Below are 26,027 nucleotides of genomic sequence, written 5' to 3'. Positions count from 1 at the left end.
TGACGATGATCCAAATCGATCCCTCGCGCGCGCGCCGTCTCAAGGCGCACACGGCTTCCGCCCATGATCGTCTGGACCAGTCGGTCATGGCGGCGGCGTCTTTCGAGACCTTGTCCGCCTATGGCCGGTTCGTGGCGGCCCAGGCCCTGTTCCACCACGATATCGGAGCCCTCTATGAGGATGCGGCGCTCCAGGCCCTGTTGCCGGGACTGGTCGAGCGACGTCGGCTGATGCTGATCCGCACTGACCTGGCCGACCTGGGTCTTGAAGATCCCGTTGCGTCAGCTGTTCCTGTATTCAGCAAGGACGGAGCGATCGATACGCCGAGCGCCCTGGGGTGGCTCTATGTGGCTGAGGGTTCGAACCTCGGCGCTGCACTGCTGCGCAAGCAAGCGGCGAAGCTCGGGTTGTCCGACGAACGGGGGGCTCGTCACCTGGCTCCGACGGAGGAAGGCCCGGCCGGTCACTGGCGGCGCTTTACCGCGGCTCTGGACGCGGCGGACCTGACCTTGGAGGAGGAGGGCCGCGTGGTTGACGGGGCCGTAGCGGCCTTCACTCGGATGCAGCGGCATGTCGACGACCGTCTTGGTTGAGCCGCAGGCCCGGCGGCCGCGCCGCCAACGCAGCGCCTGGGGGCGCGGGGTGGCGGCGTCGTTGCTCCTGCATGCGGCGCCCCTGGCTATCGCGGGCGGCTTCTGGGCTGCTCATCCCGAGATGGTTCATATCCCCGATCAAGCCTTCGAGGTCGAACTGGTGCGCATGCAGGCGCCGCCCAGGCCGCCGTCGGAACAGCCGCCTGGTCCGCAACAGACCGAGGCGGCCGCCGCGCCCGCTCAGCCCAAACCGCCGATCCAGCCTCGCCTGCAGGCGGTCGCGCCCGCGAACGTGGAGACCTTGCCGCTGGCGGTAGAGCCTGCGCCGACACCGGCGGTTTCAGCCGCGCCTCCTGCGCCGGCGACGACCGCGCCGCCTGCACGTCCTGCGCCTCCGGCGGCCGTCGCTGCTTCGGCGCAGACGTGGGAAGGAACGCTGCTGGCCCATCTTGAGCGACGCAAGCGCTATCCGGTCGAGGCGCGCGCGCAGCGCCGCGAGGGCGTGGTCCATGTCCGCTTCACCATGACCCGTGAAGGACGAGTCCTGTCGGCGGTGCTGGAGCGTAGTTCCGGCCACGCGGCGCTGGATCGCGAGGCCGTGGCCTTGCTCCGCCGGGCGCAACCCTTGCCCAAGCCGCCGCCGGAAATCCCCGGCGATCCCGTCAGCCTGTCCGTGCCGGTCGAGTTCTTCCTGCGGAGCCGGTGAGGCTTGCTCGTCGTGCGGTAGCAGAGCGGTCGGGTCGACCAATTTCTAGCGACGGCCAGAATCCTTGGGTTAGCGATGCTCTGCTTCATCGGGCGTCGATCCTGCCGTCTCGACCGGCGCGCCGAATTGAGTTCTCCCTCAAAACATCACCGTAGCTGTCCTGAAGAGAGGAAAGATTTTGCAATCGGCGCGTAATTTCGAAAATAATTTCGAATTTTAAATAACAACGCCGGTCGAGTGGCGAAATTTTTCGCTTAAAATAAAGTGGCGAAAAGGGGGCGATTTTTGGGGATCAGCCTGCGCTGAGGGGCGCTGGTGGAAGAAACGTCAGCAATAGAGGGGATTTCATGTTTTCTAGTGGTTCTCGGGGCCGTCGCCCCGCGATGTATCGTGTCCTGCTGGCTGGCGGGTGCGCATCAGTAGCCCTGATGAGCGCGGCGAATGTCGCCGTCGCTCAGGAGGCGTCCGAAGATCCGGGCGCCGCCGTCGAAGTCAGTGAAATCGTCGTCACGGGCTCGCGCATCGCCCGCCGCGACTACGTTTCCAATAGCCCGCTTGTCTCCGTGACGACCGAAGCCATCGAGAACACCGGGCAGGTCACGGTCGAAAAGGCCCTGACGCAGATGCCCCAGTTCTCGGGCGCCATGGGGCAGAGCACGGCCGGATCGTCCTCCACTTCGCTAAACGGAGGCCAAGCCTACGCAAGCCTGCGCGGCCTGGGCTCCAAGCGCACCCTGCTGTTGTTGGACGGCAAGCGTCTTCAGCCGTCCAATCCCGACGGTTCGGTTGACCTGAACATCATCCCCGAAGCTCTGATCGGCAATGTCGAGGTCATCACCGGCGGCGCCTCGACCGCCTATGGTTCGGACGCCACTGCGGGCGTGGTCAACTTCATCCTGAAGCGCAACTTCAGCGGCGTGACCGTCGCGTCGCAGTACGGCATCAGCGACTACGGCGACGGCGAGACCTTCCGCACGTCGATCACGGCGGGCGACGCCTTCGCCGAGGGGCGCGGCCGGGCGGTGATCTCGCTCGACTACTCCATGCGCGACGTGGCCTATCAGTCCAAGCGCGACTACTATTTTGTGCGCAACCGCCAGTCCAACACGGCCATCATCTCCCAGGGGGCGGCCTGGTTCGGCAGCAACCGACCGACGCTGAGCGCCGTGAACGACGTCTTCGTGGGTCAGTACGGCGTCAATCCCGTGCTGGGAGCGGGTAATTTCTACAACGGCCAGATCGGCTTCAACACCGGCGACCAGACCCTGTTCAACCTGGGCGGCGCCTCGCCCGTGATGAACCTGAAGGATCCCGAAACCGACAACCACTTCCTGAACGCCGCAGGCACCAACATGCTGTGGGGCTGGAACCGTGGGCGTATCCAGAACGAGAACGAACGCTATTCGCTGTTCAGCCGCGTCGATTATCAGGTCACGCCCGAGATCGACTTCTTCCTGCAAGGTTCGCTGACCAGTTATGAATCTGAGGGCACCTTCAACCCGACGCTGGCGGGCCTAGCCTATGCCCTGTCGGCGCCGGTGACCAACCCCTACATCGGGGCCGACTTCGCCCACATCCTGGCCTCCCGGCCGAACCCCACGGCGGATTTCGCGCTGTGGAAGGATCTTGATTTCGCGGGCGAGCGCCTGCAGTCCTACGCCTATAACGTCTATCAGTTCATCGGCGGCCTGTCGGGTCAGGTCGGCTATAAGGACTGGACCTGGGAAGCCTACGCCAGCGCATCCAAGGCCGACTTTGACAACGTCCAGACCGGGGGCGTCAGCCGCTCGGCCATCACGCGCCTGCTCTACAGCCCCACCGGCGGGTCGGAATTCTGCGCCGGCGGCTTCAACCCCTTCGGCAACCACGATCCCTCAGCCGAGTGCGTGGACTATGTGCGGCGCAGCACCACCAACACCAATGAGCTGACCCAGCGTATGGCCGAGGCGTCGATGCAGGGCGGGCTGTTCAACCTTCCGGCGGGCGAGGTTCGCTTCGCCGCCGGCCTGGGCTATCGCTACAACCACTTCGACTTCCGTCCCGACGGCGCCCTGGACCAGCCCGACGGCACCAGCGACATCCTGGGCTACAGCGAGTTGCGGGCCTCGTCCGGCGATGTCGATACGACCGAGGTCTTCGCCGAGTTCCTGGTGCCGCTGCTGCGTGACCTGCCGTTCGTCAAGTCGCTGGAGATGGACCTGGGCTACCGCTTCTCCGACTACAGCTCGGTCGGCGGCGTCCATGCCTATAAGGCTGACCTGAACTGGCAGGTGAACGACGTGGTGCGCCTGCGCGGCGGCTACAACCGCGCCGTTCGCGCCCCCAGCGTGGGCGAGCTGTATTCCCCCGTCTCTTCGGCGACGGTCGATATCGGCACCCCCTCCGCCAGCAACACCAACGGCGACCCCTGCGACTACCGCAGTTCGTTCCGCAACGGCCCCGACGCCGAAAAGGTCAAGGCGCTGTGCGTCTCGCTGGGCGTGCCTTCGGCCCTGATCAACGATTTCCAGTTCGGCGCCGCCCAGGTGTTCGCCCTGACCGGCGGCAACCCCGACCTGGAGGAGGAAACGGCCGACACCTATTCGTTCGGCACGGTGCTGCAGTCGACCTTCCAGTCGCCGTGGCTGAGCAACATAAGCGCCTCCATCGACTGGTATCAGATCAAGGTGGCTGACGCGGTCGGCGTCCTGGGCGTCGGCAACGGCATCCGCTACTGCTTCAACGACGGGGGCAATAACCCGACGTTCGATCCGAACAACTACTACTGCACCCTGCAGGATCGCGGGACCAACGACGGCTATATGATCAACCCGCGTCAGCCTCTGCTGAACCTGGGCCAGTTCAATGTCACCGGCGTCGATCTGCAGCTGGACTGGCGCCTGCACCTGGGCGATGTCGGCCTGCCGGACGAGGGGCAGCTCAGCATCAGCTCGGCGATCAGCTATCTGAACAGCTTCGAGATTCAGGCTCTGCCGGGCGCGCCGACCTATGATTACGCCGGCACCTGGGGCACGGCGATCGAGGCCAACGCCGGCCAGGCGCACCCTGAATGGAAGGCGTCGACCAGCGTCACCTATTCGCGCGAAAGCTGGAACGTCGGCCTGCGCTGGCGCCACATGTCGGAGATGATCAACAGCGCCCGTGTGACCTCGCCGACCAGCACCGCGCGCGGCGTGGACGCCTATGACGTGTTCGATCTGAACGCGCGGGTGACGTTGCCTTACGACACGTCCTTGCGCTTCACCGTGACCAACCTGTTCAATGAAGCGCCGCCGCAGGTGGGGGATGTCCGCGGCACCTACGATGCGCAGAACTACGACACCATCGGCCGCTATTACACGGTCGCGGTCACCAAGACCTTCTAGAGCTCCGCAAGGAGGTCTGAAGTCACAGCGGCGGGGCGACCGTCCTGCCGCACCTGATCCCGGCCTCGCGCCGGTAGTATTTCAAATGGGGCGGCGACCTCTCGCCGCGTGGAGGAGGACAGTGCAGTTGTCATCTAAAAAATCATGGGTCGTCGGCCTTGCGGCCGCTCTTCTCGCTTCAACCCCGGCCATGGCGCAACAGGCCGCCGCCGCTCCGACCGTCTCCTACATTCACGCCGGGCGTCTGCTGGCTGATCCGGCCACTGGCCGCGTGACCCAGAACCAGACCCTGGTGATCGAGAACGGTCGCGTGCGCGAGATCGTCAACGGCTTCGTCGGCCAAGGCGACGTGGTCGATCTGTCGGACAAGTTCGTGCTGCCAGGCCTGATCGACAGCCACGTCCACATCACCAACCAGCAGGGCGAGGGCAACCGCGTCGCTCGCTTCACCAACACCGCCGCCGACTCCGCCGTTCAGGGCGCGGCCTACGCCCTCGTGACGCTGCGCGCCGGCTTCACCACCGTCGCCGACCTGGGCGGCGCCAGCGACGCCGTCGTGGCCCTGCGCAACGGGATCGCGGCGGGCAAGATTCCCGGCCCGCGCCTGCTGGTCTCGGCCGGCACGGTGACGCCGCACGGCGGCCACGGCGACGCCAACGGCGTGAGCAGCGCCCTGGTCCCCGTGTTGCGCCAGAACGGCGTCTGCTCGGGCGCCGACGATTGCCGTCGCTCCGTGCGTGAACGCGTGCGCGCGGGCGCCGATATCATCAAGATCACGGCCACGGGCGGCGTGCTGTCGGACACCGGCGCCGGCTTGAACCAGCAGTTCTCCAATGAGGAGCTGCAGGCCATCGTCGAGACCGCGCACTTCATGGGCCGCACGGTGACCGCCCACGCCCACGGTACGGACGGCATCAACAGCTTCCTGCGCGCCGGCGGCGACTCGATCGAACACGGCACCTTCCTGGACGATGAATCCATCCGCATCTTCAAGGCCAACAACGGCTGGCTGGTGCCGACCCTGCTGGCCGGCGATTTCGTCGCCCGCGAGGCCGCGCGTCCGGAAAGCTTCTTCACGCCGAACCAGCGCAAGAAGTCGCTGGAAGCCGGTCCGCAGATGCTGGACATGGCGCGCCGCGCCCATCGCGCCGGCATCCAGATCGCCTTTGGCACCGACTCCGGCGTGTCGCCGCATGGTGAAAACGCCAAGGAGTTCGGCCTGCTGGTCCAGGCGGGGCTGACCCCACTGGAAGCCGTCCGCGCCGCCACCGTCGGCGCGGCGACCCACTTCCGCCTGCAGAACGAGATCGGTCGCCTGGCGCCCGGCTACGCCGCAGACGTGATCGCTGTCTCGGGCGACCCGCTGAGTGACGTGACGACGCTGGAGAACGTCAAATACGTCATGAAGGGCGGCGTGACCTATCGGAACGACTGAGGTCGGTAGACGACGTCAATCGATGGGGGGCGGCGAGAGCCGCCCCCTTTTTTTTTTGCGTTTCTTCCGGGCGGCTCCTAGTGCAGGGCCTCGCCGTGTTGGCTGAAATCCAGACCCTCGATCTCGGCCTCGGTCTCGACGCGCAGGCCGACGGTGCATTTGCAGATCATCAGCACGATGAAGGTGCCGACGGCGCTCCAGACCATGGCACCGCCCAGGCCGACAGCCTGTTTCCAGACTGTGGCGCCTTCGGCCAGCGGGTTGATGGCGGCGTTGGCGAAGACCCCGGTCAGCAGGGCCCCGGCGATGCCGGCGACGCCATGCACCCCGAAGGCGTCCAGGCTGTCATCGTATTTGAGCTTATGTTTCAGCCAAACCGCGCCGACATAGGCGACCGGACCCGAGATCAGACCGATCAGGAAGGCGCCCTTGGGGTCGACGAAACCGGCGGCGGGGGTGATGGCGACTAACCCTGCGACCACGCCGGTCAGCAGGCCCAGCAGGGTTGGCTTCTTCTTCAGCGTCCACTCGACCGCGATCCAGCCGACAGCGGCGGCGGCGGGGGCCAGCAGGGTGTTGAAGACGGCGACGGCGGCGATCTCATTGGCGCCCGCGGCCGAGCCGCCGTTGAAGCCCATCCAGCCGACGAACAGCAGGCCCGTGCCGATGGCGGTGAAGGCCAGGTTGTGCGGGGCCATGTTGTCCCGGCCCCAGCCATGACGCGGACCCAGAACGATGGCGCAGACCAGACCGGCCACGCCCGCATTGACGTGGACCACGGCGCCGCCGGCGAAGTCGAGCACGCCCAGTTCGCCCATCCAGCCGCCGCCCCAGACCTGATGGCAGATCGGCGCATAGACGATCAGGTGCCACAGGGTGAAGAAGAGCACGCTGGCCGAGAACTTGATGCGCTCGGCGAAGGCGCCCGCGATCAGGGCCGGGGTGATGATGGCGAAGGTCAGCTGATAGCTGATCCACAGGAACTCGGGCAGGCCGGGGGTCAGGGTGTGGGCGGTGTGGGTGCCGACTCCATTCAGGAACAGGGCCTGAAGACTGCCGATGAAGCCGTTGGACGGGCCGTCGCTGGTGCCGAACGACAGGGTGTAGCCGGCGACGAACCACAGGACGGTGACGATGGCCATGGCCGCCGTCGAATGGGCGATGGTGGCGATCAGGTTCTTCTTGCGCACCATGCCGCCATAGAAGAGCGCCAGACCCGGCAGGGTCATCATCAGCACGAAGGCCGTCGAGGTCAAAATCCAGGCCGTGCCGGGACCGTCCAGCGCCAGCGGGACCTGATGCGCTAGCAGATCAGGCGGGGCGGCGGCGAAGGCGGGCGCGCAAAGCGCAACGGCGAAAAGGCCGCAACAGAATGCTGCGGCCCTGGTGATCGTCGGTGATGTCATGAAGGTCTCGGGGAGAAGACGCTGCGGAAGGGAAGGCGACGTCAGGCCGGTTGGGCCAGCCTGACGTCGGTGTTTGCGGCCTCGGCGGCGAGGACGGTCTTCGGGGCGATGCGGACGAAGCGGGGCGCGAACGACGCCCAGTCGGCCAGGATGGGCCGCGCCAGAGGTGAGGCGGTGGCGCTGGCGTGGGCCTCGATCAGGGTCTTCAGTCGAGCTTCCGCCTCGGCGTCGATGGCGCCGACGCCGGCCATGTCGCCGTTCAGGGCTTGAGCGGCCCGGCCCTCGGCGTCGAGCACGAACAGCTCGCCGCCGCTCATGCCCGCCGCCAGGTTCCAGCCGACCGAACCCAGAACGACGACACGACCGCCGGTCATGTATTCGCAGCCGTGCGCGCCCAGACCCTCGACCACGGCCTCGGCGCCCGAGTTGCGGACGGCGAAGCGTTCGCCCGCCGCCCCCGCCACGAACAGACGGCCCGAGGTGGCGCCATAAAGGGTGGTGTTGCCGCAGACCTGCTGATCCGCGCGCCACTCATGGGGGCGGACATGGATGTCGGCCCCGGACAGGCCCTTGCCGACGTAGTCGTTGACCTCGCCGGTGACGTCGAGGATCAGGCCCTTGGCTCCGAAGGCGCCGAAGCTCTGACCGGCGATGCCTTCCAGCTTCAGCTTCAGACGGCCCTGCGGACCCTGCGGGCCGAACTTGCGGACAATGGCGGAGGAGACGCCCGCGCCCGCCGTGCGCTGGGTGTTGTTCAGCGGATAGGACAGCTCCAGCGTCTGGCCGCGCTCCAGGAAGGGGGCGGCGTCCTTCAGCACCTGGGCGTCCAGGCTTTCGGGGACGGGCTTGCGCACCTTGTCGGCCCAGCGGCCGGGACGATCGACGTCGACCTTCATCAGCAGGGGGTTGAGGTCCAGATCGTCCAGATGCGAGCCGCCGCGACGGGTCTGACGCAACAGGTCGGTGCGGCCCACAATTTCATCGATTGTGCGCGCGCCGATGGAGGCCAGGATTTCGCGGACCTCCTCGGCGATGAAGGTGAAGAGGTTGACCACCTTCTCCGGCGTGCCGGTGAACTTGGCGCGCAGGCGTTCGTCCTGCGAGCAGACGCCGACGGGGCAGGTGTTGGAGTGGCACTGACGCACCATCAGGCAGCCCATGGCGATCAGGCCCGAGGTGCCGATGCCGTATTCCTCGGCCCCCAGCAGGGCGGCCAGGACCACGTCGCGGCCGGTGCGGATGCCACCGTCGGCGCGCAAGCTGACCGAGGAGCGCAGGTGGTTCAGGCTGAGGACCTGATGCGCCTCCGCCAGGCCGATCTCCCACGGCATGCCGGCGTGCTTGACCGAGGTCTGGGGCGAGGCGCCGGTGCCGCCGTTGTGTCCGGCGATCAGGATGGCGTCGGCCTTGGCCTTGGCCACACCCGAGGCGATGGCGCCGATGCCGGTGGCCGAGACCAGTTTCACCGTGACCTTGGCGTCGGGATTGATCGCCTTCAGGTCGTAGATCAGCTGGGCTAGGTCCTCGATCGAATAGATGTCGTGGTGCGGCGGCGGGCTGATCAGGGTGGTGCCGGGGACCGCGTGGCGCATCCGGCCGATGAACTCGGTGACCTTGAAGCCGGGCAGTTGGCCGCCTTCGCCGGGCTTGGCGCCCTGGGCCACCTTGATCTCGATCTCGCGGCACTGGTTCAGGTATTCGGCGGTGACGCCGAAGCGGCCCGAGGCCACCTGCTTGACCGCCGAGTTGGCGTTGTCGCCGTTCGGACGCGGGACGTAGCGGGCCGGGTCCTCGCCGCCCTCGCCGGAGACGGCGCGCGCGCCCATCCGATTCATGGCGATGTTCAGGGTCTCGTGCGCCTCGGGCGACAGGGCGCCGAGCGACATGGCCTGGGACAGGAAGCGGCGGCGGATGTCCGAGACGCTCTCGACCTCGTGCAGCTGGACCGGGGTCAGGCCGTCCTTGAAGTCCAGCAGGTCGCGCAGGGCCAGATCGGGCTGTTCGCGGACGGCGGCGGAGTACTGCTTGAAGCGCTTGAAGTCGCCGCGGTTCACCGCGTCCTGCAGCAGGTGGATGGTCTTCGCGTCATGGGCGTGGGCCTCGCCGCCCGCACGGATGCGGAAGAAGCCGCCCATGGACGGGGAGGGAACCGCCGCGCCGAAGGCGACGGTGTGACGCTTGAGCGCCGCCTGCTCCAGACCGGCCAGACCGATGCCCGAGATGCGCGAGGGGGCGCCGGGGAAAAACTCGGCGGCCAGAGCCCGCGACAGGCCCAGGACCTCGAACTCGCAGCCGCCGCGATAGGCGGAGATGATGCTGATGCCCTTGCGCGCCAGCACCTTGAGCAGGCCGGCCTCGATGCCGTGCTTGTAGTTGAGGCAGGCGTCGTGGAGCGTCAGGCCCGGATAGGCGCCGCGATCCAGACGGTCCTGGAACAGTTCCTGGGCCAGCCATGGATTGACGGCGGTGGCCCCGACCCCGACCAGAACGGCGAAGGCGTGAGGGTCGAGGGTCTCGGCGGACCGCACGACCAGCGAGCAATAGGTGCGCAGGCCCGCGGAGATTAGGCGGCCATGCGTCCCGGCGGTGGCCAGGATCATCGGCGAGGCCAGACGCTCTGCCGAGGCGTGTTCGTCGGTCAGGACGATCAGGGTGGCGCCTTCGCGCGCAGCGGTCTCAGCCTCGTCGCGGATGCGGTCCAGCGCCTGACGCAGGCCGGCGCCGGAGCGGTCGCTGTCGGCGGGCAGCGGATAGGTGCAGTCGATCACCGTGGTCGAGCCGTCGGCGATGACGCCCAGCAGGCGCTGGTACATGCCGGTGGTCAGGACCGGGCTGTCCAGCACGAAGACCTCGGTCTGGGCCTCGTCCTGGGCCAGGATGTTGCCCAGGTTCTTGAAGCGGGTCTTCAGGCTCATGGCCCCGGCTTCACGCAGGGGGTCGATGGGCGGGTTGGTGACCTGCGAGAAGTTCTGGCGGAAATAGTGGGCCAGGGGGCGCGGCAGGCTGGACAGGACGGCGGGCGGGGCGTCGTCGCCCATGGAGCCGACCGCTTCCTTGCCGTCGCGGACCAGGGCGTCCAGCAGCAGGTCCAGATCCTCGCGGCTGAAACCGGCGGCGATCTGGCGGCGGATCAGGGCCTCGCCGACAGCGGCGCGCGGTTCCGGTCCGGGGCCGATGATGGGTTCCAGATCGACCATGTTGTCCAGCCAGTCGGAGTAGGGCTGGGCGGCGGCCAGGGCGTCGACAGCCTCATGCTCATCGTAGATGCGGCCGTGCTTCAGATCGACGGCGATCAGCTTGCCGGGGCCGATGTGCAGGCGGCGCTTGATGCGGCCCTCGGGCAGGGGGACCAGACCGGCCTCCGAGCCGGCCAGCAGCAGGCCGTCCACGGTTTCCACGGCGCGCAGGGGGCGCAGGCCGTTGCGGTCCTTGCCCGCCACGACCCAGCGGCCGTCGACGGCGCACAGGGCGGCGGGGCCGTCCCACGGCTCCATCACCGCGTTGCAGTAGGCGTAAAGGGCGCGGTGCTCGGGCTTCATCACCACGTCGTCCGAGGACCAGGCCTCGGGCACCAGCAGGGCCTTGGCCAGGGGCGCGGGACGCCCGGCGCGGACCAGAACCTCGAAGACGTTGTCCAGGGCCGCCGAGTCCGAGCCGCCCGGCTGGACCACCGGCTTGACCTCCTGGTCGCGGTCGCCGAAGGCCGAGGCCGCCATGCGGATCTCGTGGGCGCGCATCCAGTTCAGGTTGCCCTGAAGCGTGTTGATCTCGCCGTTGTGGGCCAGCATGCGGAAGGGCTGGGCCAGCTTCCACTCGGGGAAGGTGTTGGTCGAATAGCGCTGGTGGAAGACGGCGTAGCCGGCCTCGACCGTCGGGTCGTTCAGGTCGTGGTACAGCTGGCCCAGCAGCTCGGCGCGGACCATGCCCTTGTAGACGATGGAGCGGGCCGACAGGGAGCAGAGGTAGAAGCCGTTCAGGCCCGACGCCTGCACCGCCTTTTCGATGCGGCGGCGACACAGGAAGAGCTCGCGCTCCAGCTCCTCGATCTCCATGCCTTCCGGCGCGGCCAGCATGATCTGCTCGATCTCGGGCCGGGTGGCGTCGGCGCGCACGCCGACCACCGACAGGTCCAGCGGCGTCTGGCGCCAGCCGTAGATGTAGAAACCCGAGCGGATGGCCTCGGCCTCGACGATGGCGCGGGCGTGGTCCTGGGCGCCCAGGTCGGTGCGGGGCAGGAAGACCTGGCCGACGGCGATGGGGCCGGCGCGCAGGGTCTGGCCGACCGCGCGCACCTGGGCCGCGAAGAAGGCCTGGGGCAGTTCGATCATGATGCCGGCGCCGTCGCCAGACAGGCCGTCGGCGTCGACCGCGCCGCGGTGGGCCACGGCCTTCAGCGACTTGATGGCCATCTCGACGATCTCGCGCCGGGGCTTGCCGTCGATGGCGCAGACCAGGCCCACGCCGCAGGCGTCGCGTTCCGACGACGGGTCATAGGCGCCGCCCTCGATCAGACGGGCGCGGTTCTCTTCGTACTGGGCCAGCCAGTTCTGTTGCGATGCGTCGGTCATGCCGCGGCTTCCTCGGTACGCGCGCGCAGGTAGCGGTCGATTTCGGCCGCGGCGTCCTGGCCGTCGCGCACGGCCCAGACGACGAGGGAGGCACCGCGCACGGCGTCCCCGGCGGCGAACACGCCGGGCAGGGTGGTGGCGAAACCGCCACACGCCACCTGCAGGGTGTTCCATTTGGTCAGGCCGAGGCCCGCGTCGATCTGCTCGTTAAAGGCCTCAGGCTCGAAGCCCAGGGCCTCGATCACCAGATCGGCGGGCAGGTCGAAGTCCGAGCCGGCCACGGGGGCGATGTCGCGACGCTGGCCCGAGGCGGATTCCGTCAGGGCCATGCGCTGGGCGCGGACGGCGGTGACGGCCTCGCCTTTCGACATCAGGGCCTTGGGCGCGCCCAGCCATTCGAAGCGGACGCCTTCCTCCTCGGCGTTCTGCACCTCGCGGGCCGAGCCCGGCATGTTGTCGCGGTCGCGGCGATAGAGGCAGACGACGCTGTTCGCGCCCTGACGGACGGCGGTGCGGACGCAGTCCATGGCCGTGTCGCCGCCGCCGACGACGACCACGTCGCGACCGGCCGCGTGAGGCGCCGAAGCGTCGGCGGCGTCGCCGCAGTCGACGCGGTTCTGGGCGATCAGGAAGTCGAGGGCGGCGACAGTGTCGTTCGGCCCGCGACCCGGCACGCTGAGGGTGCGGGCCTGATAGACGCCCATGGCCAGCAGGACGGCGTCATGGCGCGACCGCAGTTCATCCATAGTCACATCGACGCCGACGTTGGTGTTGAGCACGAACTGTACGCCGCCCTCGACCAGGCGGTCGATGCGGCGCTGGACGATGCGCTTCTCCAGCTTGAAGCCGGGGATGCCGTAGGTCAGCAGGCCGCCGGCGCGGTCGTGGCGGTCATAGACCGTGACCTGATAGCCCTCCCTGCGCAGGCGGTCGGCGGCGGCCAGACCGGCGGGGCCTGAGCCGACGATGGCGACGCTCTGGCCGCGTTCGACGAGGGGGCGGATGGGATCGACCCAGCCGTTGTCGAAGGCGGTGTCGGCGATCCAGGCCTCGACCGAGCCGATGGTGACGCCGTCCCAGCCGGATTGCTGCAAGGTGCAGGCGCCCTCGCACAGACGGTCCTGCGGACAGATGCGGCCGCAGATTTCGGGCATGGTCGAGGTGGCCGAGGCGACGCGCCAGGCCTCGCGAACGTCGCCGTCGGCCGACAGGGCCAGCCAGTCAGGGATGTTGTTCTGCAGCGGGCAGGCGTTCTGGCAGAAGGGCACGCCGCAGTCGGTGCAGCGCGACGCCTGGACCGTCCCGCTAGCGGCGGTCGGTTTGAGCGTGATCTCCGTGAAGGCGCGCACGCGCAGCTCAGCGGGCTGTTTCTCCAGCCGACGCTGCTCAATCAGAAAACCACCAGGGTTGGAACGGCCACCTTTTTGCATGTGCACATTAAACGAGGTGGTGGCGCTGTGTGCAAATATTATTCCAATTTAGGCAAGTTGATGCCGTAACAAAAGGAAAGAATAGCTATTAATGCCAAAATACGGCATTAATTTATCCATCAATAGTGTGCAATGCGATGGTTTTTTCGCGTGCGAAATTGGCGGCGATGCGGTGACGCATTAATTGGACCACAGTTCTCGCATCCGTCGCACCAGTTCGGGCGAGGGCGGACGGCCGCCTTCTGCGCCGACGGGAGGCCAGCGGCCGGCGAGGACGTCGGCGCGCACGGCCTGCGCCGAGGGCGGTGGGAAGCGCCAGCCGGCGGCGGTCATGCGGGCTTTGACGCGGAATTCGGCCTGGGCTTCGACGGACTCGCTGGGACGGACAGGAGTGTTCAGGGCGGCGGCGATGGTGTCGCCGTTGACGCCGACGGCCCAAGGATCGGCGCCGCGTTCCAGCAGAAGTTCGGCGATGCGATAGTTGCGCATGGCGACGGCGGCCTCCAGCGGCGTGCCGCCGGTACGGTCGGCCCGGTTCACGTCGGCGCCGTGATCCAGCAGCAGGCGAACCGCGCCCAGGGAGTTGAGCGCGATGGCCTCGTCCAGCGGCCAGAAGGCGCCGGGCGCGACCGGATCAGGCGAAGCGCCTGCCTGAAGCAGGGCCTGTGCGTGCCAGGGTTCGCGGGCGCGCAGGGCCAGGCTGAGCGAGGTCTCGCCGTTCGGTCCGTCGGGCGGGGCGCCCTTTTCCAGCAGCAGGCTGACCATGGCCCGGTCGTCACGCGCGACGGCCAGGGTCAGCAGGTCCAGATTTTGTCCGTCGCCGATGCGCGCCAGGGCAGGATCGGCGTCCAGCAGGCGGCGAGCTTTCGTCAGGTCGCCGTCGCGGACCGCCTCGACCATGTCGCGGGTGGAATGACCGTCCCGGCCCAGCGCGGCCACGCTGGCCGGGGAGGGCAGGACGGTGCCGACGACAAAACCCTCGGCGCGGGCGTCGCAACCGCTCATCAGAACTCCAGCGAGAAGGATCGGCGTGAAGAGGCGCATCTTGGCGTTGAACGGACTGCGGGTCGAGGCCGTTCCGCCTCCTTATCGCATGGCGTCCAGGCTGGACTGGAACCATTCGACGCCGTGCAGGGCGCCGGGCGTCCAATTCCACCAGGACTGGTCCTCGGGCGGGGTGGGAGACACGGGTATGCGGTCGCCGACGGCCTCGGGCGCGTCGCCCGCCCATCCGGCGGCCACGCCGCCGAGCGGGCCGAGCAGAATCGCTCCCAGGCCGCCGAGGATGATCCGGTCGCCGCCGTCCTGCAGCAGACTGAGCGGATCGCCCTTGAGGTAGAAGGCGTCGATGTCGGGCGTGGGGCGTCCGCCCGCCTGCGCGCTCTCGATGGTGGAGGCGTGCAGGCCTGAGGCGTTGAAGGTGTCCGCGTCGTGGCCCGACGCCAGGGACGCGGCCGAGGCCATGCCGCCGCCGAGCGAGTGACCGGTCAGGGTGACGTCCGCCTCGACAGCGGACAGCCTCTGGCCGATGCGCAAGGCCTTGTCGTAGTGCTCGGAGGACAGGCCCAGCGCCTGCTGGCCGTTGTTGAGCCAGTCCTCGCCCGCCTGGGAGCCGCGGAAGGCGACGACGTAGCGGGTCTGACCGCCCTCGTCGCTGACATAGACGCGGGCGCGGAATTCGGAATCGGCGCGCTCCAGCAGGTCGGGCGTCAGGCGCAAGCGGTCCAGGTCGTCCGGTCCCGCCACGTGCCAGCCGTCGGGCGGCGAGGGGGTGTCGTTATAAACGTCGGCCGACAGCGCCAGATGCGTCCGCGCGGCGTCCAGATCGACGACATTGTCCGAACGGGCGGAGGAGACGACGGCCTGGGCCTGAACTGGCGCGGCGGGCGGCGGCGCCCAGTCCAGGGCGACGCGCGGGTCATCGTCGAAGCGCGTCGGCGTCGGCGCCGCTTGAGGTTGGAACGATGTCGCGCCGATCCGGTCGATCTGCATGGTCGCCTCCCGATCCTATGCAGTCACCCTATCGCTGCTCGCCGAACCGCGCTGCTAGGGTCTTCCCTAGACTGTGGGGCCTTAGCGCACGGCGCCCGCGTGCAGAGCCTGGTCGAAGGCGGCGCGGGCGGGGCGAGGCAAGGCGTCGATGCGTGCTGAAAGCCATTCGGAGACGTCCTGGCCGGGAGCGGGCGGGACGACGCCTGCGCCTTGAGCGAAGTCGGGCAGGGCCTTGGGGTTTTGCGACAGCGCGGCGGCGATTCCGCCTGTGAAGAAGCCGGCGTCCTCGGCGCGAGGATGCCAGACGCCGCCGTCCCTCTGTTCAGCGGTAGACAGGGCGGTGGGGTCTGCCGTCAGCGCCGCCCATTGCCGCCCCAGACGATCCGCCTGTCCGCTTTCCAGCATGGCGGCGGCGTAGGCCTGCAAGGCCCGACGACCGCCCAGACCACTTTGAAGCTGGTTCGCCACGCCCGCAGGGTCGGCGTCCACGGCGTCCGCCAGGGCGGGCAGAGCGTTCGCGTCGATCCGGGCGGCGGCGGCGATGAAGCTCTCGGTCGTGACGGCGGCGGGCGTCGCTTCGGGCGCGGCGTCAGGGGCGGCGGGGGAGGAGTCGCAGGCGGTCAGCATGGTCAGGGTCGCCAGGATCAGAAGCCAACGGGGGGCAGGCAAGGCCGCGTCCTTTCCGTCCGGGCGCGGCCAGACTCTGAGGATCAGTTCAGCGGAATCCGCGTCACGGACTCCCAACCCTCGTTGTAGCTGACTTCGGCCGGGCCGTCATAGGGGCGGCGGCCGTCCGCGCCGGTCGGGGTGGTCAACGCCACGATGCTCTCGAACAGGTCGGCCTGACCGCTCTGATACTGGCTCAGGGCCGTGTCGAAGACCTGGTCGCTCAGCCAGCCGGTCGCATCGCTGACGCCCGGCCCAGGCAGCTTGCCGGTGGCGAAGCCGAAGATGGTCTTCAGCGTCTCGACGTTCTCGGCCGCGCCCTTGTTCACGCCTTCGAAGGCTTCATGAAGGGCGCCGGAGAAATAGCCCATACGCTCGGCGGCCGGATAGAAGACGCCGCCGTCCTGCTGCGTCGGGGCGGTGAAGCGTTGCAGCATGTCGCCGTTCAGATCATTGCCGCGCGCCAGCTGGTCGACCAGGCCGCGGATCGTGTCGGCTCCGCCGTCCTGACCCAGGGTCTCCTGCAGGAAGGCGGTCATGCCCTTGCCGGCCTGATAGTCCTGCTCCAGCGCGTCGACCACGCCGTTGACGTCGGATTTCAGCAGGCCCTCCATGCTGGCGCGGATTTCGTCGGCGGCTTCGCCGGTCCCTAGCGAGGGCGTCAGCACGCCGTTGGCGTCTGAGACGCTGGCCATCTGGCGGCCCGCCAGCTCGAACACCCGCGCCTTCAGCTCGGCGTCGGGGCTGGTGGCGGCGGCGTCGACGACATCGGCCAGCGGCCCGGCGTCATAGCTGTAGGTCGGCGCGCCGCCTTGCATGTTCGCGTACATGGTCTGCTGGGTTCCGGCCTCGAAGACGGCCGACAGCTGGGTGTCGTTCAGCGATCCATAGGCGGTGCTGAGCGCAGAGGCGTTGCCGCCCAGGCTGCCCAGCACATGGGCCACGGCCAGGCCCTCGGCATCGCCCATGTCGGAGATCATCACGCCGCCCATGCCGTCGGCCTCGGTCGTCTGAGGCGCCAGGGCGGCGATGAAGTCGGTCTTTACGTCGGAAGTCGCGTGGGCGGCGACGCCCTGCGCCAGCTCGATCTTCTGCTCGCGGTTGTCGTAGGCGTTGTAGACGCGCTCCAGCTGGGTCGCGTCCAGCGAGCCGCCAAGCGTCGTGTGAAGGTCGCGGCGCTCGTCCACGTTCAGCCCGCCGCCCATGCCGAGGAAGCCGGAGTTGTCGAGTTCGTCCGTCCACTTGTTCAACTCGTCGTCGGACAGTTCGGAGACGACGGCGTTGCGCTCTTCCGCCGTCAGGCCGTTCAGCGTGGCGTTGATGTCCCTGAGGTCGCCCTGGGAGACGTCGTTGAAGAAGCCTTCGTCCAGGCGATCGCGGATCGTGTCCAGCGCCTGATCGACCCGGCTGGTCGAGGGCGATCCAGCGACAGGACCGCTGACGGGCGAGGCCAAAACGCGAGTGTCGGCGGACGACGAAAGGGGCGTGACGGTCATGACCGGCTCCTGCACGATACGGGCGAATACTGGAGCCAGCCTATGATCGGGACGGCGTCGGCATAAGCTGGGGGCGTCCTTAGCTAGGGACATCCCCTACGCCTGATGGGCCGCGAATGGCGCCGCTAGGGAAAGCCCCAGATTTCAGACGCGCGAAGAGACGCCAGAGTGGCCTGACGGATCACCGCGTCTTTTGGAGCCGACCCATGTCTCTCGCCGCTTCCTCCGCCACCAGCCAGTCCGCCGCCGCCGGGGCGCGCGACGCTGCGCCCGCCCACACAGTCGGGGCGGGCGAAACCCTGTCCGGCATCGCCGAACGCTATGGCGTCAGCGTGGGCGACCTGCTGGCGGCGAACCGCCAGATCACCAATCCGAACTTGATCCATCCCGGCCAGACCGTGACGCTGCCGGTCGGCGCGGGGGAAGGCCGGGGCGCCGCGCAGGCCGAGGCGACGGCCGTTCATACGGTGCGCGGCGGCGACACCTTGTCGGGCATCGCCCAGCAATACGGGATGAGCTGGCGCGAGTTGGCGGCGGACAACGGCATCGCCAATCCGTCGCTGATCCACGTCGGACAGCAGATCCGCCTGAACGGCGCGGCGCCTGAGACGGCGACGCCGGTCCAGTCGACGCCTGTTTCTGAACCCGTCGCAGAGGCGACGCCCGCGGCGGGGCAGGAAGGCGTCAATCCGAACCTGGGCGCCCTGTCGGCGCGCTATGAGACGGGCGGACGCGGCCCCGGCACGGTGTCTTCCGGCTCGGGCGATCCAGGCGGGGTGTCCTACGGCTCCTATCAGCTGGCGGTGAATCGCAACCGGCCGCAGGAGTTCCTGGCCGCCGACGGCGCGCGCTGGGCCGATGAGTTCGGCGGAACGGCGGCGGGTACGCGCGGCTTCTCCGACACCTGGCGCGCCATCGCCGCGCGCGAGCCGGAAGCCTTCCAGGCCGCCCAGCACGCATTCATCGAGCGCACCCACTATGACGTGCAGTCCGCCCGGATCGAGAATGCGGGCCTGGACATCTCCAACCGCTCGCACGCGCTGCAGGATGTGGTGTGGTCGACCTCGGTCCATCACGGCCCGAACACGGCGGTCGTCACCCGCGCTATGGCGGCGGTTGAGCGCCAGGGGGTCGATGCCGCCAGCGCTGACTATGATCGGGCGCTCATCAACGCCGTTTATGACGAGCGCGGCCGTCGCGACGGCAACGGCGAACTGGCCTACTTCTCCAGCTCGCGCGCCGATGTTCAGGCGGGCGTGGCCCAGCGGTTCGAGGACGAGCGTCGCGACGCCCTGAACATGCTGGACGGCCGCTGACCGCATGACTGAATCCAGTGCTGTCACCGGCGCGAACGGCGCCTCGGCGGTTTCCGCCGGGGCGTCTTTCGCCGAGAGCCGCGCATTGGCCGTCGGCGCCGCCGTGCAGGCGATGGCCGAGCTGGCCGGCGCGGTCCTGCCCGATCCGGCGGACAGTCTGGATCGAGGGGTGGCCCTGTCTCAGGTCAGGGCCGAGCAGGGGCAGCAGGGCGGGGCGGTGGTCGGCGGCGATATGCGCGTGCTGGCCGCCCAGACCGGCCAGGCGGTCGCGGCGCGGCTGAGCGCCGTCTCTCCGATCGAAACGGGCCGCATCGACCGCGCGCTGACCGATTTCGTGCGCGCGGTTCAGGATCACGCCCGCGCGACGCCGCACCTGACCGCGCCCGCCGTGGTCGAGCCGATGCTGCGCGCCCTGGCGGCGGGTCTGGCGCGTGAAGAAGGCCCCGCCGCCGCCCGCGACAGCGCCGTCGAGCAGTTCGCCCGCATGGTGGACGCTGCGACCGCTTCACTGGAGCGGCGCTGAGGCAGATCCCTTGCTGTGACGCAAAGCAAACCCCGCGGACCGAAGTCCGCGGGGTTCCGCGCTGAACCGCAGGTAAGTTCAGCGCGTCGGCGTTGGGCCGAGGGCGACGCGCGGGCTGCCGGGCTCGCTGGTTTCAGAGGCGCCGCCCAGGGCTTCGGCCAATCCGCTCAACACGCCGGTCAACAGCCAGGCGCCCAGGACGCCGCGCAGGGCGTCGCTGAAGGCTTGAAGCGTCTCGGGCAATCCGGCGTTGCCGATCTTGGTCAGGTTGAAGTCTTCCTGACTAACGGCGTCGCCGGTGATGCCGCTGGTCCAGCCCGATCCAGCGGCGTCATCCTCGCGGATGGTCAGGCCGTCGCGATAGGCGGCGTCGAGGGCGTAGCCGTTGTTGCTCATGCTGATGTTCAGGTCGCCCAGCCGGTTCTGGCTGACGCCGTCGATGATCATGGCCTGGTCGCCGCGCGTGATAACCAACTGGCTGGTGACGGTGGCGTTGGGATTGTTGCCGAAGGGCTCGGTGTTGACGGTGATCTTGGTTCCGTTCTCGAGCTCCAGAGTCATGGTGTCCCAGAAGTCGCCGACGTGCTGGCCGTTATAGTTGAAGTGCGGATCGCCCCAGATCTGGGTAACGTTGCCGTCGGCGTCGCGCACCACGAATTCGGAGTTGGCCTCGTTGATCTCCAGCGTATAGCCGTCGCCCAGGTCCACCGTGGCCTTGCCGTCCTGGGGCATGGAGGCCGAGAAGGCGGGGGCGGCGGGCTGGAAGGCGCCGTTGAGCATGACACCCAGCTGGAAGCCCATCTGGGCGAAGTTGGCCGCTGTGGCCATGCGGTCCGCGACCGCGCCGAGCACGAGCGTCCCGACGGCGTTGGAGAAGGCGGTGTTGATGCTGGTCATCGTGCAGCCCCGAGGTTGATCTTGCTGACCGGCATCGGACCATGCAGGGGCCCGGCTTCACAGTCGGGACGGTCCCCATCAGGGACGACCCTAGCTTGCTAGCCGGAGCGCCGTCCCATCGCCTTCAGCACCTCCAGAACCGTGTCATGGCGGCCCATGATCTCGTTCAGCAGGGTCTGCACCAGGCCGGTCATCATGATCAGGATGATCAGGGTCGCCAGCCAGGCCTTGATCGACAGCGACAGGGAGAAGACGTTCAACTGCGGCGCATAGCGGTTGACCAGGCCCAGGGCGCCGTCGGTGACGAACAGCACCACCAGAACCGGCGAGGCGAACAGCACGGCCAGCGTCATCAGCCGTGTGAACTCGCCCTCGAACAGGCTGAGGCTGCTCATGGTCAGCACCGGCGTCAGGCTGCCGATGGGCCAGATGACGAAGCTGTCCAGTATGGTGCCGACCAGCAGCAGCAGGCCGCCCGAGAACATGAAGACGAAGTTGGCCAGCCGCCCCAGGAACTCGCCGTTCAGTGAGGTCTGGTGCCCGCTGAGCGGGTCAACCACCTGGGCCATGGTGGCGCCGACCTTGGTGTCGATGATCTGTCCGGCGGCCTCGAACGCCCACAGCATGGTGGCGAAGAAGAAGCCGATGACCACCCCGACCAGAGCCTCCTTGCCGAACAGCAGGATCCACTGGACCGTCGGCAGGGTCATCTGGGCCACCTGCGGCTGCATGGTCAGCACCGCCAGGCCGAACACCAGGAAGATGGAGTTGCGGACCATCGCCGGCACCGTCTGCGGCGACAGCAGCGGCATCAGCAGGAAGGTCGTCGCCACACGCGTGGTCGACACCGCCACCAGGATGGCGTTGTCGAACAGACTGTCCAGACCCTCGAACACCTAGCGGCGCACCAGGGCCGGGAACTCGGTGAAGATGCGGTCGCTGAACTGATACAGCGAGCCGCCGATCAGCGCCGCGGTGGCGAACAGGGTCAGCACGATGGCGAAGAATTTGGCCGTATATTGCAGGGTCTGCTCCTGAAGCTGCGTCGCCGATTGGATCACCGCCACGATCAGGCCGACGATGGAGGCGGCGATGATCGGCGGGGCCGACAGGAACAGGACGAGCCACAGCGCCTGATTGACGAGCTCGATGGCCTGGGCGTTCATCATGGGGCGTTCTCCTAGACGTAACTGAGCACAAGGCCGTGGGACAGCTTCACCCATCCGTCGATCAGCACGAACAACAGCAGTTTGAACGGGAGGGAGACTGTGGTCGGCGACAGCATCATCATCCCCATCGCCAGCAATATGTTGGACACCACCAGGTCTATGATCAGGAAGGGCAGGAAGATCAGGAAGCCGATCTGGAAGGCCGTCGCCAGCTCCGACACGGTGAAGGCGGGCACGACGACCAGGAAGTCCCGCGCGGTGATCTCGGCGCGCTTTTCAGGGGTGGAGATGCGCTGGGCTGTGCGCAGGAAGAAGGCGCGCTCGCGCTCGGACGAGTGCTTGATCAGGAACTCGCGCAGCGGTTCCTTGGCGCTGTCGGCGTAGGCGAACAACTGCTGGGTGTCGCTGAGAGCGGCGGTGGGCGGCATGTGGTTGGTGGCCTCGGCCATGCGCTGGCCGACCGGGAACATGACGTAAAGCGTCAGGATCAGCGCCATGCCGTTCAGCACGATGTTCGGCGGCACCTGCTGCAGGCCCAGGGCGTTGCGCAGCAGGGACAGCACCACCACGATCTTGGTGAAGGACGTCACCATCACCGCCACGAAGGGCGCGAGCGCCAGCAGGATGACGGTGACGAGCGCCGAACCCGGCGAGAACTGGGACAGGTCCATGTCAGACGGCCTCCTTCGGGTCGGCGACGGCGTCGATCAGCACGGCGTAGGCTTCGCCCAGGGATACCAGGCGGCCGCGCGCGAAGGCCTGGCCCGCGCTGCGCAGGGTGACGCGCATCTCGGCGTCCAGTCCGGTCAGGGGCAGGACGGCGCCGGGGCGCAGTTCGGTCAGGGTCTTCAGCGGCGCGGCGGTCTCGCCCAGATCGACCGTCACGGCGATCGGCGTGTCGGCCCCCAGCGTCAGTCCATGCTCGTTTTCGGCAGGTGGGGCGGCGGCCTCGGTCATGCGGCTTTCCTTGCGTTGATGAGTGAAGCTTCGGGTCGCGGGGTCGAACAGGCCGACGATCGTCCCGCCGGGAACCGACAGGCGCGCGGACCAGGCCCCGGCCTGAGCGGGGATCAGCAATAGGTCGCCCGCGCGCAGGCTCGACAGATCGTCGGGCGACAGGCGCGGCCCCTCGATGAGCAGGCGGACGGGCAGGGGCAGGTTCAGCCCCGGCGCTTGATCGCCGACACGACGCAGGCGCATGGCCACGCCGGGCGGCAGGGACAGGCGCGCCTCGTGCAGCGTGCGCTCGCCGTCGCTGAGGCGGACCTCGACGTGCGCCGCCTCGGGGGCGTCCGAACGCACGCCGACCGGCGTCAGCGCTTCGGCGCCGGCATCCTCCAGCGCCGCCAGCAGCGGCTCCAGCGTCGAGACGGCGGCCAGCAAGGCGGCGTGGTCGCCGTTCTCGAAGGCCGCGCCGTCGATCGTCAGGGGCGCGACGCGGACGGCGCCGTTCGGCGTGGCGAAGGTGACCTGCTCTCCGACGAAGGCCTCGTCCTGATCGGGGATCAGAACGCTGGCGCGCAATCCGTCCAAAACTAGACCGTCCAGGGCGGCGACGACGGCGGCGCGTGCGCGCGCGGTCGGTTCGTCCAGCCGGGGCGGGCGCGCGGGCGCGAGCGAGGAGGGCAGGGCGTCCAGGGCCACGCTCACGCCTCCTCGACCTGGCCGGACACCGCCATGCGGACCAGATGGGTCAGGGTCGGCGCCTCCATCTTGGTCATGATGCGGGCGCGGTGCAGTTCGACCGTCTTGGGGCTGATGCCCAGGTCATAGGCGATGACCTTGTTGTAGGAACCGGCCACGACCAGATCCATGACCTCGCGTTCACGCGCGGTCAGGCGAGACAACCTTTCCTGATAGGCGAGGGACAGCGGAGAAGCGGTTGTTTCGTCTTCTGTTTCCGATTGCGTGGTATGGAAGGCCAGGGCGATGGCCTCTTCCAGCGCCTTCTCCTGAAAGGGTTTCTCCAGGAAGGTGACGGCGCCGCGCCGCATGGCCTCGACCGCCAGGGGCACGTCGCCGTGGCCGGTCATGAAGATCACCGGCTGATCCAGTCCGCGCTCGCGCGCCGCCTCCATCAACTCCAGCCCCGACATCCCCGGCATCCGCACGTCCAGCAGGAAGCAGGCGGGTTCGGCCGGGCGCTCGGTCATGGCCTCCAGGAAGGCGGCGGGCTCTTCCCAGCACTCGACCTCATAGCCCAGGCTTTCCAGCCACCAGGCGGCGGACTGGCGGAACTCGGCGTGGTCGTCGACCAGGCAGATGCGGCCGGACGGCCCGTCAGCCGGTGTTGCGACGGCGCTCATGGGCGGGCCTCCTCGGTCGGGGTTTCGGCCGCGGCCAGCGGCAGGGCGATGTGAAAGACGCTGCCGCCCGTCTCGCCGGGCGTGAACCACAGGCGGCCGCGATGCAGTTCGATGATCGAGCGGCAGATGCCTAGGCCGACGCCCATGCCGCCGCTGCGGGTGCTGAAGAAGGGCGAGAAGACGCGGGCGGACGCCTCTTCCGGCACGCCCGGCCCGGTGTCGGTCAGGGTCAGCTCGATTTGGCGCGCGTCCAGGCTGTGGCGCGCCTCTATGGTCAGTTCGCGCCGGGGCAGGTCGACGCCGCGCATGGCGTCCAGGGCGTTGCGCGCCAGATTGACCAGCACCTGCTGGATCATGATCGGATCGCCCAGGACGGCGGGCAGGTCCGGCGGCGTGGCGGCGCGCGCCGTCACCCGGTCGCGGGTGATCTCCCAGTCCAGCAGATCCAGGGTGTTGCGAGCCAGGCGGGCCAGATCCAGCCGCTGCACCTGGGGTTGGCGTTGATCGACGAAGGTGCGGACGCGCTGGATGACGCCCGAGGCGTAGAGGGCCTGCTCGGTTGCGCGGTCCAGGGCCTCGGCGCCGGTCTCAACCGTCAGGGCGCCGCGTTGCAGCCGCGCCTTCAGCCCGCGCAGGATGTTGGCGATGGAGCCGATCGGCTGGTTCAGCTCATGGGCGATCATGGTGGCCATCTCGCCCACCGACAGCACGCGCGAGGTGGTCAGCAGTTCCTCACGGTCGGCCAGGTGACGCTGCTGGGCCTCCTGCCGCTCGGCGGCGTCGGACAGCTCCAGGAAGACCAGGCTGTCGGACAGGGCCAGGCGGGCGTCATGCACCCGGCGGCCGCCCGGCTGGACGATCAGGGCGTCCGAGGAGCCCTCGCGCCGGGCCGCCGCGATCGCCTCGGACAGGCCGGGCAGGCGGGTTTCGACGACCGGCAGGGCCTCGCCCTCGCGCCACTCGGGGAAGGCGGCGGCGAAGGCGGGGGAGCGCCAGGTCAGGCCGCGCGCGTCAAAGGCGGCGGCGCAGATGTTCAGCGCCGAGAGTGCGGCGTCGGTCCATTGCGGCGCGTCGAGCGGGCGAAGGGCGACGGTCATCGGCGCGCCTCCGGTCCGCAGGCGGCTAGGGAAGTCCCGCATGGCGAGGGCCCGTCGATGCGCCTAGATTGGCGGCCTAGCGTGGAGCGTTCCACGTCGAGGAGACCGCCATGACCACGATCCGCACCGACAACGCGCCCCTGTCCGGCGTCTGGTCGCGCGATCTGTCGGCCTCGACGCCGCTGGGCGCCGAAGCGCGGGCTCACGGTCGCGGCGGTCAGGCCTTCGGCGACTTCACCGCCTTCGCCGGCGACGATGTGCGCGTGCGGGTGTCGGACCGGCTGGACATGGACGTGGCCGCCCGCGTCATCGCCGATCATCTGACCGAAACCCGCGACAACGGCTTCGGCTGAGGCTATGCCTCGGTCATCGTGACCGATCTCGTTCTCAAGGCTGAACCCGACTGGGCCGGCGCGGCCCAGGCCCTGATCGACGGCTTGCATGGCCAGTCGACGCCCGATGCGCGCGTCACCGTGCTGCAGCGCGTCTGCGACGGTCTGGGCGAGGCGCTCTATCCCGGCTTTGTCAAACTGCTGGCCGCCGTGGCGCGCTTCGGCGACGAGGAGGCGCGGCGTCTGGCCGCCGACGCCCTGGCCCGCGCCCTGACGACCGATCGCCTGCCCGCCACGCGCCTGCCGGCTTGGGGCGCGGCGGCCTTTTCGAGCCTGTCCGGTCCCGGCGGGGGGCTGATGACCAACGCCCGCAGCGTGGGGCCGCTGGAGTTCCTGTGCGTCTGGCTGACCCGCGACGTGGTGGGTCAGCCGCTGGAGGACGAGGCGTTCGAGCGCGCGGCCGCCCTGGTGCTGACCCTGATCCAGACCTCGCCCGAGGCGGCGCGCCTCTATGCTGGAAAGCTGGCGGCGGACGCCGATAGCCCGACCGAAGGACTGCATAATCGCCAGAGTCGCCGTTTGGTGCGGTTGACCGCCGAGGGGCTGGCGGCGGGCCGCGCTCCAGCCGAGACGGCGCGCGCCGTGCTGGACGCCGCCCGCGCCGATCGCGACCAGGGCCGCTGGGATTTCACGCCGCGCTGAGATCATGGCTCACCGCACCCCGTCCGGC

22 protein-coding genes are annotated in these 26,027 nt (G+C 68.6%); 8 read left to right on the top strand and 14 right to left on the bottom strand.

The window, feature by feature from the left end; genetic code table 11:
• The first annotated feature begins 5 nt into the window (after positions 1-5).
• The 4 genes from FM111_RS06145 (at position 6) to FM111_RS06130 (ending at position 6,099) form a co-directional block, all read left to right on the top strand.
• Positions 6-593 (top strand): biliverdin-producing heme oxygenase, encoded by a 588-nt coding sequence (locus FM111_RS06145; protein ID WP_218779180.1) that lies wholly within the window; start codon positions 6-8, stop codon positions 591-593.
• Positions 571-1,299, top strand: a complete 729-nt coding sequence (locus FM111_RS06140; protein ID WP_087139999.1) for an energy transducer TonB family protein — start codon at positions 571-573, stop codon at positions 1,297-1,299. The genes FM111_RS06145 and FM111_RS06140 overlap by 23 nt, the downstream gene beginning before the upstream one ends.
• A 428-nt stretch (positions 1,300-1,727) precedes the next feature.
• Positions 1,728-4,664 carry a TonB-dependent receptor domain-containing protein gene (locus FM111_RS06135; protein ID WP_179205037.1) on the top strand — a complete coding sequence of 979 codons (2,937 nt, stop codon included), beginning with the start codon at positions 1,728-1,730 and terminating at the stop codon, positions 4,662-4,664.
• A 190-nt stretch (positions 4,665-4,854) separates the two neighbouring features.
• Positions 4,855-6,099 carry a metal-dependent hydrolase family protein gene (locus FM111_RS06130; protein WP_087139996.1) on the top strand — a complete coding sequence of 415 codons (1,245 nt, stop codon included), beginning with the start codon at positions 4,855-4,857 and terminating at the stop codon, positions 6,097-6,099.
• A gap of 77 nt (positions 6,100-6,176) precedes the next feature.
• Here FM111_RS06130 and FM111_RS06125 read toward each other — a convergent pair whose 3' ends face one another.
• The 7 genes from FM111_RS06125 to FM111_RS06095 form a co-directional block, all read right to left on the bottom strand.
• Entirely contained in the window at positions 6,177-7,505 is a 1,329-nt protein-coding gene (locus FM111_RS06125) for an ammonium transporter (RefSeq protein WP_087139994.1), read from the bottom strand.
• A 41-nt stretch (positions 7,506-7,546) separates the two neighbouring features.
• Positions 7,547-12,073: a glutamate synthase large subunit gene (gene gltB, locus FM111_RS06120; RefSeq protein ID WP_087139991.1), complete on the bottom strand. Its 4,527-nt coding sequence runs from the start codon at positions 12,071-12,073 to the stop codon at positions 7,547-7,549.
• Positions 12,070-13,503, bottom strand: a complete 1,434-nt coding sequence (locus FM111_RS06115; RefSeq protein WP_087139989.1) for an NAD(P)-dependent oxidoreductase — start codon at positions 13,501-13,503, stop codon at positions 12,070-12,072. The genes gltB and FM111_RS06115 overlap by 4 nt, the downstream gene beginning before the upstream one ends.
• Before the next feature lie 180 nt (positions 13,504-13,683).
• The gene (locus FM111_RS06110; protein ID WP_179205036.1) at positions 13,684-14,508 is read right to left on the bottom strand and encodes an ankyrin repeat domain-containing protein; all 825 of its coding nucleotides are present in this window, start codon (positions 14,506-14,508) and stop codon (positions 13,684-13,686) included.
• Between the two features lie 81 nt (positions 14,509-14,589).
• Positions 14,590-15,495: a DUF2974 domain-containing protein gene (locus FM111_RS06105; RefSeq protein ID WP_087139986.1), complete on the bottom strand. Its 906-nt coding sequence runs from the start codon at positions 15,493-15,495 to the stop codon at positions 14,590-14,592.
• 81 nt (positions 15,496-15,576) lie between these two features.
• Positions 15,577-16,164 (bottom strand): hypothetical protein, encoded by a 588-nt coding sequence (locus FM111_RS06100; protein ID WP_087139984.1) that lies wholly within the window; start codon positions 16,162-16,164, stop codon positions 15,577-15,579.
• A 41-nt stretch (positions 16,165-16,205) separates the two neighbouring features.
• On the bottom strand, positions 16,206-17,657 hold the full coding sequence (locus FM111_RS06095; RefSeq protein ID WP_087139983.1) for a hypothetical protein: 1,452 nt from the start codon (positions 17,655-17,657) through the stop codon (positions 16,206-16,208).
• A 206-nt stretch (positions 17,658-17,863) separates the two neighbouring features.
• Between FM111_RS06095 and FM111_RS06090 the strand changes: the two genes are divergently transcribed.
• Both FM111_RS06090 and FM111_RS06085 read left to right on the top strand, forming a co-directional pair.
• Positions 17,864-18,973: a LysM peptidoglycan-binding domain-containing protein gene (locus FM111_RS06090; protein ID WP_179205035.1), complete on the top strand. Its 1,110-nt coding sequence runs from the start codon at positions 17,864-17,866 to the stop codon at positions 18,971-18,973.
• A 4-nt stretch (positions 18,974-18,977) separates the two neighbouring features.
• Positions 18,978-19,496, top strand: a complete 519-nt coding sequence (locus FM111_RS06085; protein WP_087139979.1) for a hypothetical protein — start codon at positions 18,978-18,980, stop codon at positions 19,494-19,496.
• A gap of 78 nt (positions 19,497-19,574) precedes the next feature.
• Here FM111_RS06085 and FM111_RS06080 read toward each other — a convergent pair whose 3' ends face one another.
• The 7 genes from FM111_RS06080 to FM111_RS06050 all read right to left on the bottom strand — a co-directional run bounded on the left by FM111_RS06080 (position 19,575) and on the right by FM111_RS06050 (position 24,965).
• Positions 19,575-20,393 (bottom strand): DUF1521 domain-containing protein, encoded by an 819-nt coding sequence (locus tag FM111_RS06080; RefSeq protein ID WP_087139977.1) that lies wholly within the window; start codon positions 20,391-20,393, stop codon positions 19,575-19,577.
• Positions 20,394-20,491: 98 nt separating this feature from the next.
• Complete coding sequence (gene sctT / locus FM111_RS06075) at positions 20,492-21,289, bottom strand: type III secretion system export apparatus subunit SctT (RefSeq protein ID WP_087139975.1); 798 nt, start codon at positions 21,287-21,289, stop codon at positions 20,492-20,494.
• Positions 21,290-21,562 (bottom strand): type III secretion system export apparatus subunit SctS, encoded by a 273-nt coding sequence (gene sctS / locus FM111_RS06070; RefSeq protein ID WP_003164547.1) that lies wholly within the window; start codon positions 21,560-21,562, stop codon positions 21,290-21,292.
• A gap of 11 nt (positions 21,563-21,573) precedes the next feature.
• Positions 21,574-22,233, bottom strand: coding sequence for a type III secretion system export apparatus subunit SctR (sctR, locus tag FM111_RS06065; protein WP_087139973.1), 660 nt, complete (start codon positions 22,231-22,233; stop codon positions 21,574-21,576).
• Between the two features lies 1 nt (position 22,234).
• A complete protein-coding gene (locus FM111_RS06060) occupies positions 22,235-23,206 on the bottom strand; it encodes a FliM/FliN family flagellar motor switch protein (RefSeq protein ID WP_087139971.1) in 972 nt (323 codons plus the stop codon).
• Between the two features lie 2 nt (positions 23,207-23,208).
• Positions 23,209-23,868, bottom strand: coding sequence for a response regulator transcription factor (locus tag FM111_RS06055; protein ID WP_087139969.1), 660 nt, complete (start codon positions 23,866-23,868; stop codon positions 23,209-23,211).
• Positions 23,865-24,965: a sensor histidine kinase gene (locus FM111_RS06050; RefSeq protein ID WP_087139967.1), complete on the bottom strand. Its 1,101-nt coding sequence runs from the start codon at positions 24,963-24,965 to the stop codon at positions 23,865-23,867. Before FM111_RS06050 ends, FM111_RS06055 begins: the two co-directional genes overlap by 4 nt.
• Before the next feature lie 110 nt (positions 24,966-25,075).
• On the opposite strand from FM111_RS06050, the gene FM111_RS06045 reads away from it, so the two are divergent.
• Positions 25,076-25,318: a hypothetical protein gene (locus FM111_RS06045; protein WP_087139965.1), complete on the top strand. Its 243-nt coding sequence runs from the start codon at positions 25,076-25,078 to the stop codon at positions 25,316-25,318.
• Between the two features lie 18 nt (positions 25,319-25,336).
• On the top strand, positions 25,337-25,999 hold the full coding sequence (locus tag FM111_RS06040) for a hypothetical protein (RefSeq protein WP_087139963.1): 663 nt from the start codon (positions 25,337-25,339) through the stop codon (positions 25,997-25,999).
• The last annotated feature ends 28 nt before the right edge of the window (positions 26,000-26,027 follow it).

The sequence above is a fragment of the Brevundimonas diminuta 3F5N genome, assembly GCF_900163625.1.
GTDB classification, from domain to species: Bacteria; Pseudomonadota; Alphaproteobacteria; order Caulobacterales; family Caulobacteraceae; genus Brevundimonas; species Brevundimonas diminuta_A.
Note: the sequence above shows the minus strand (reverse complement) of the source record. Positions and strands in the feature narration are given on the sequence as shown.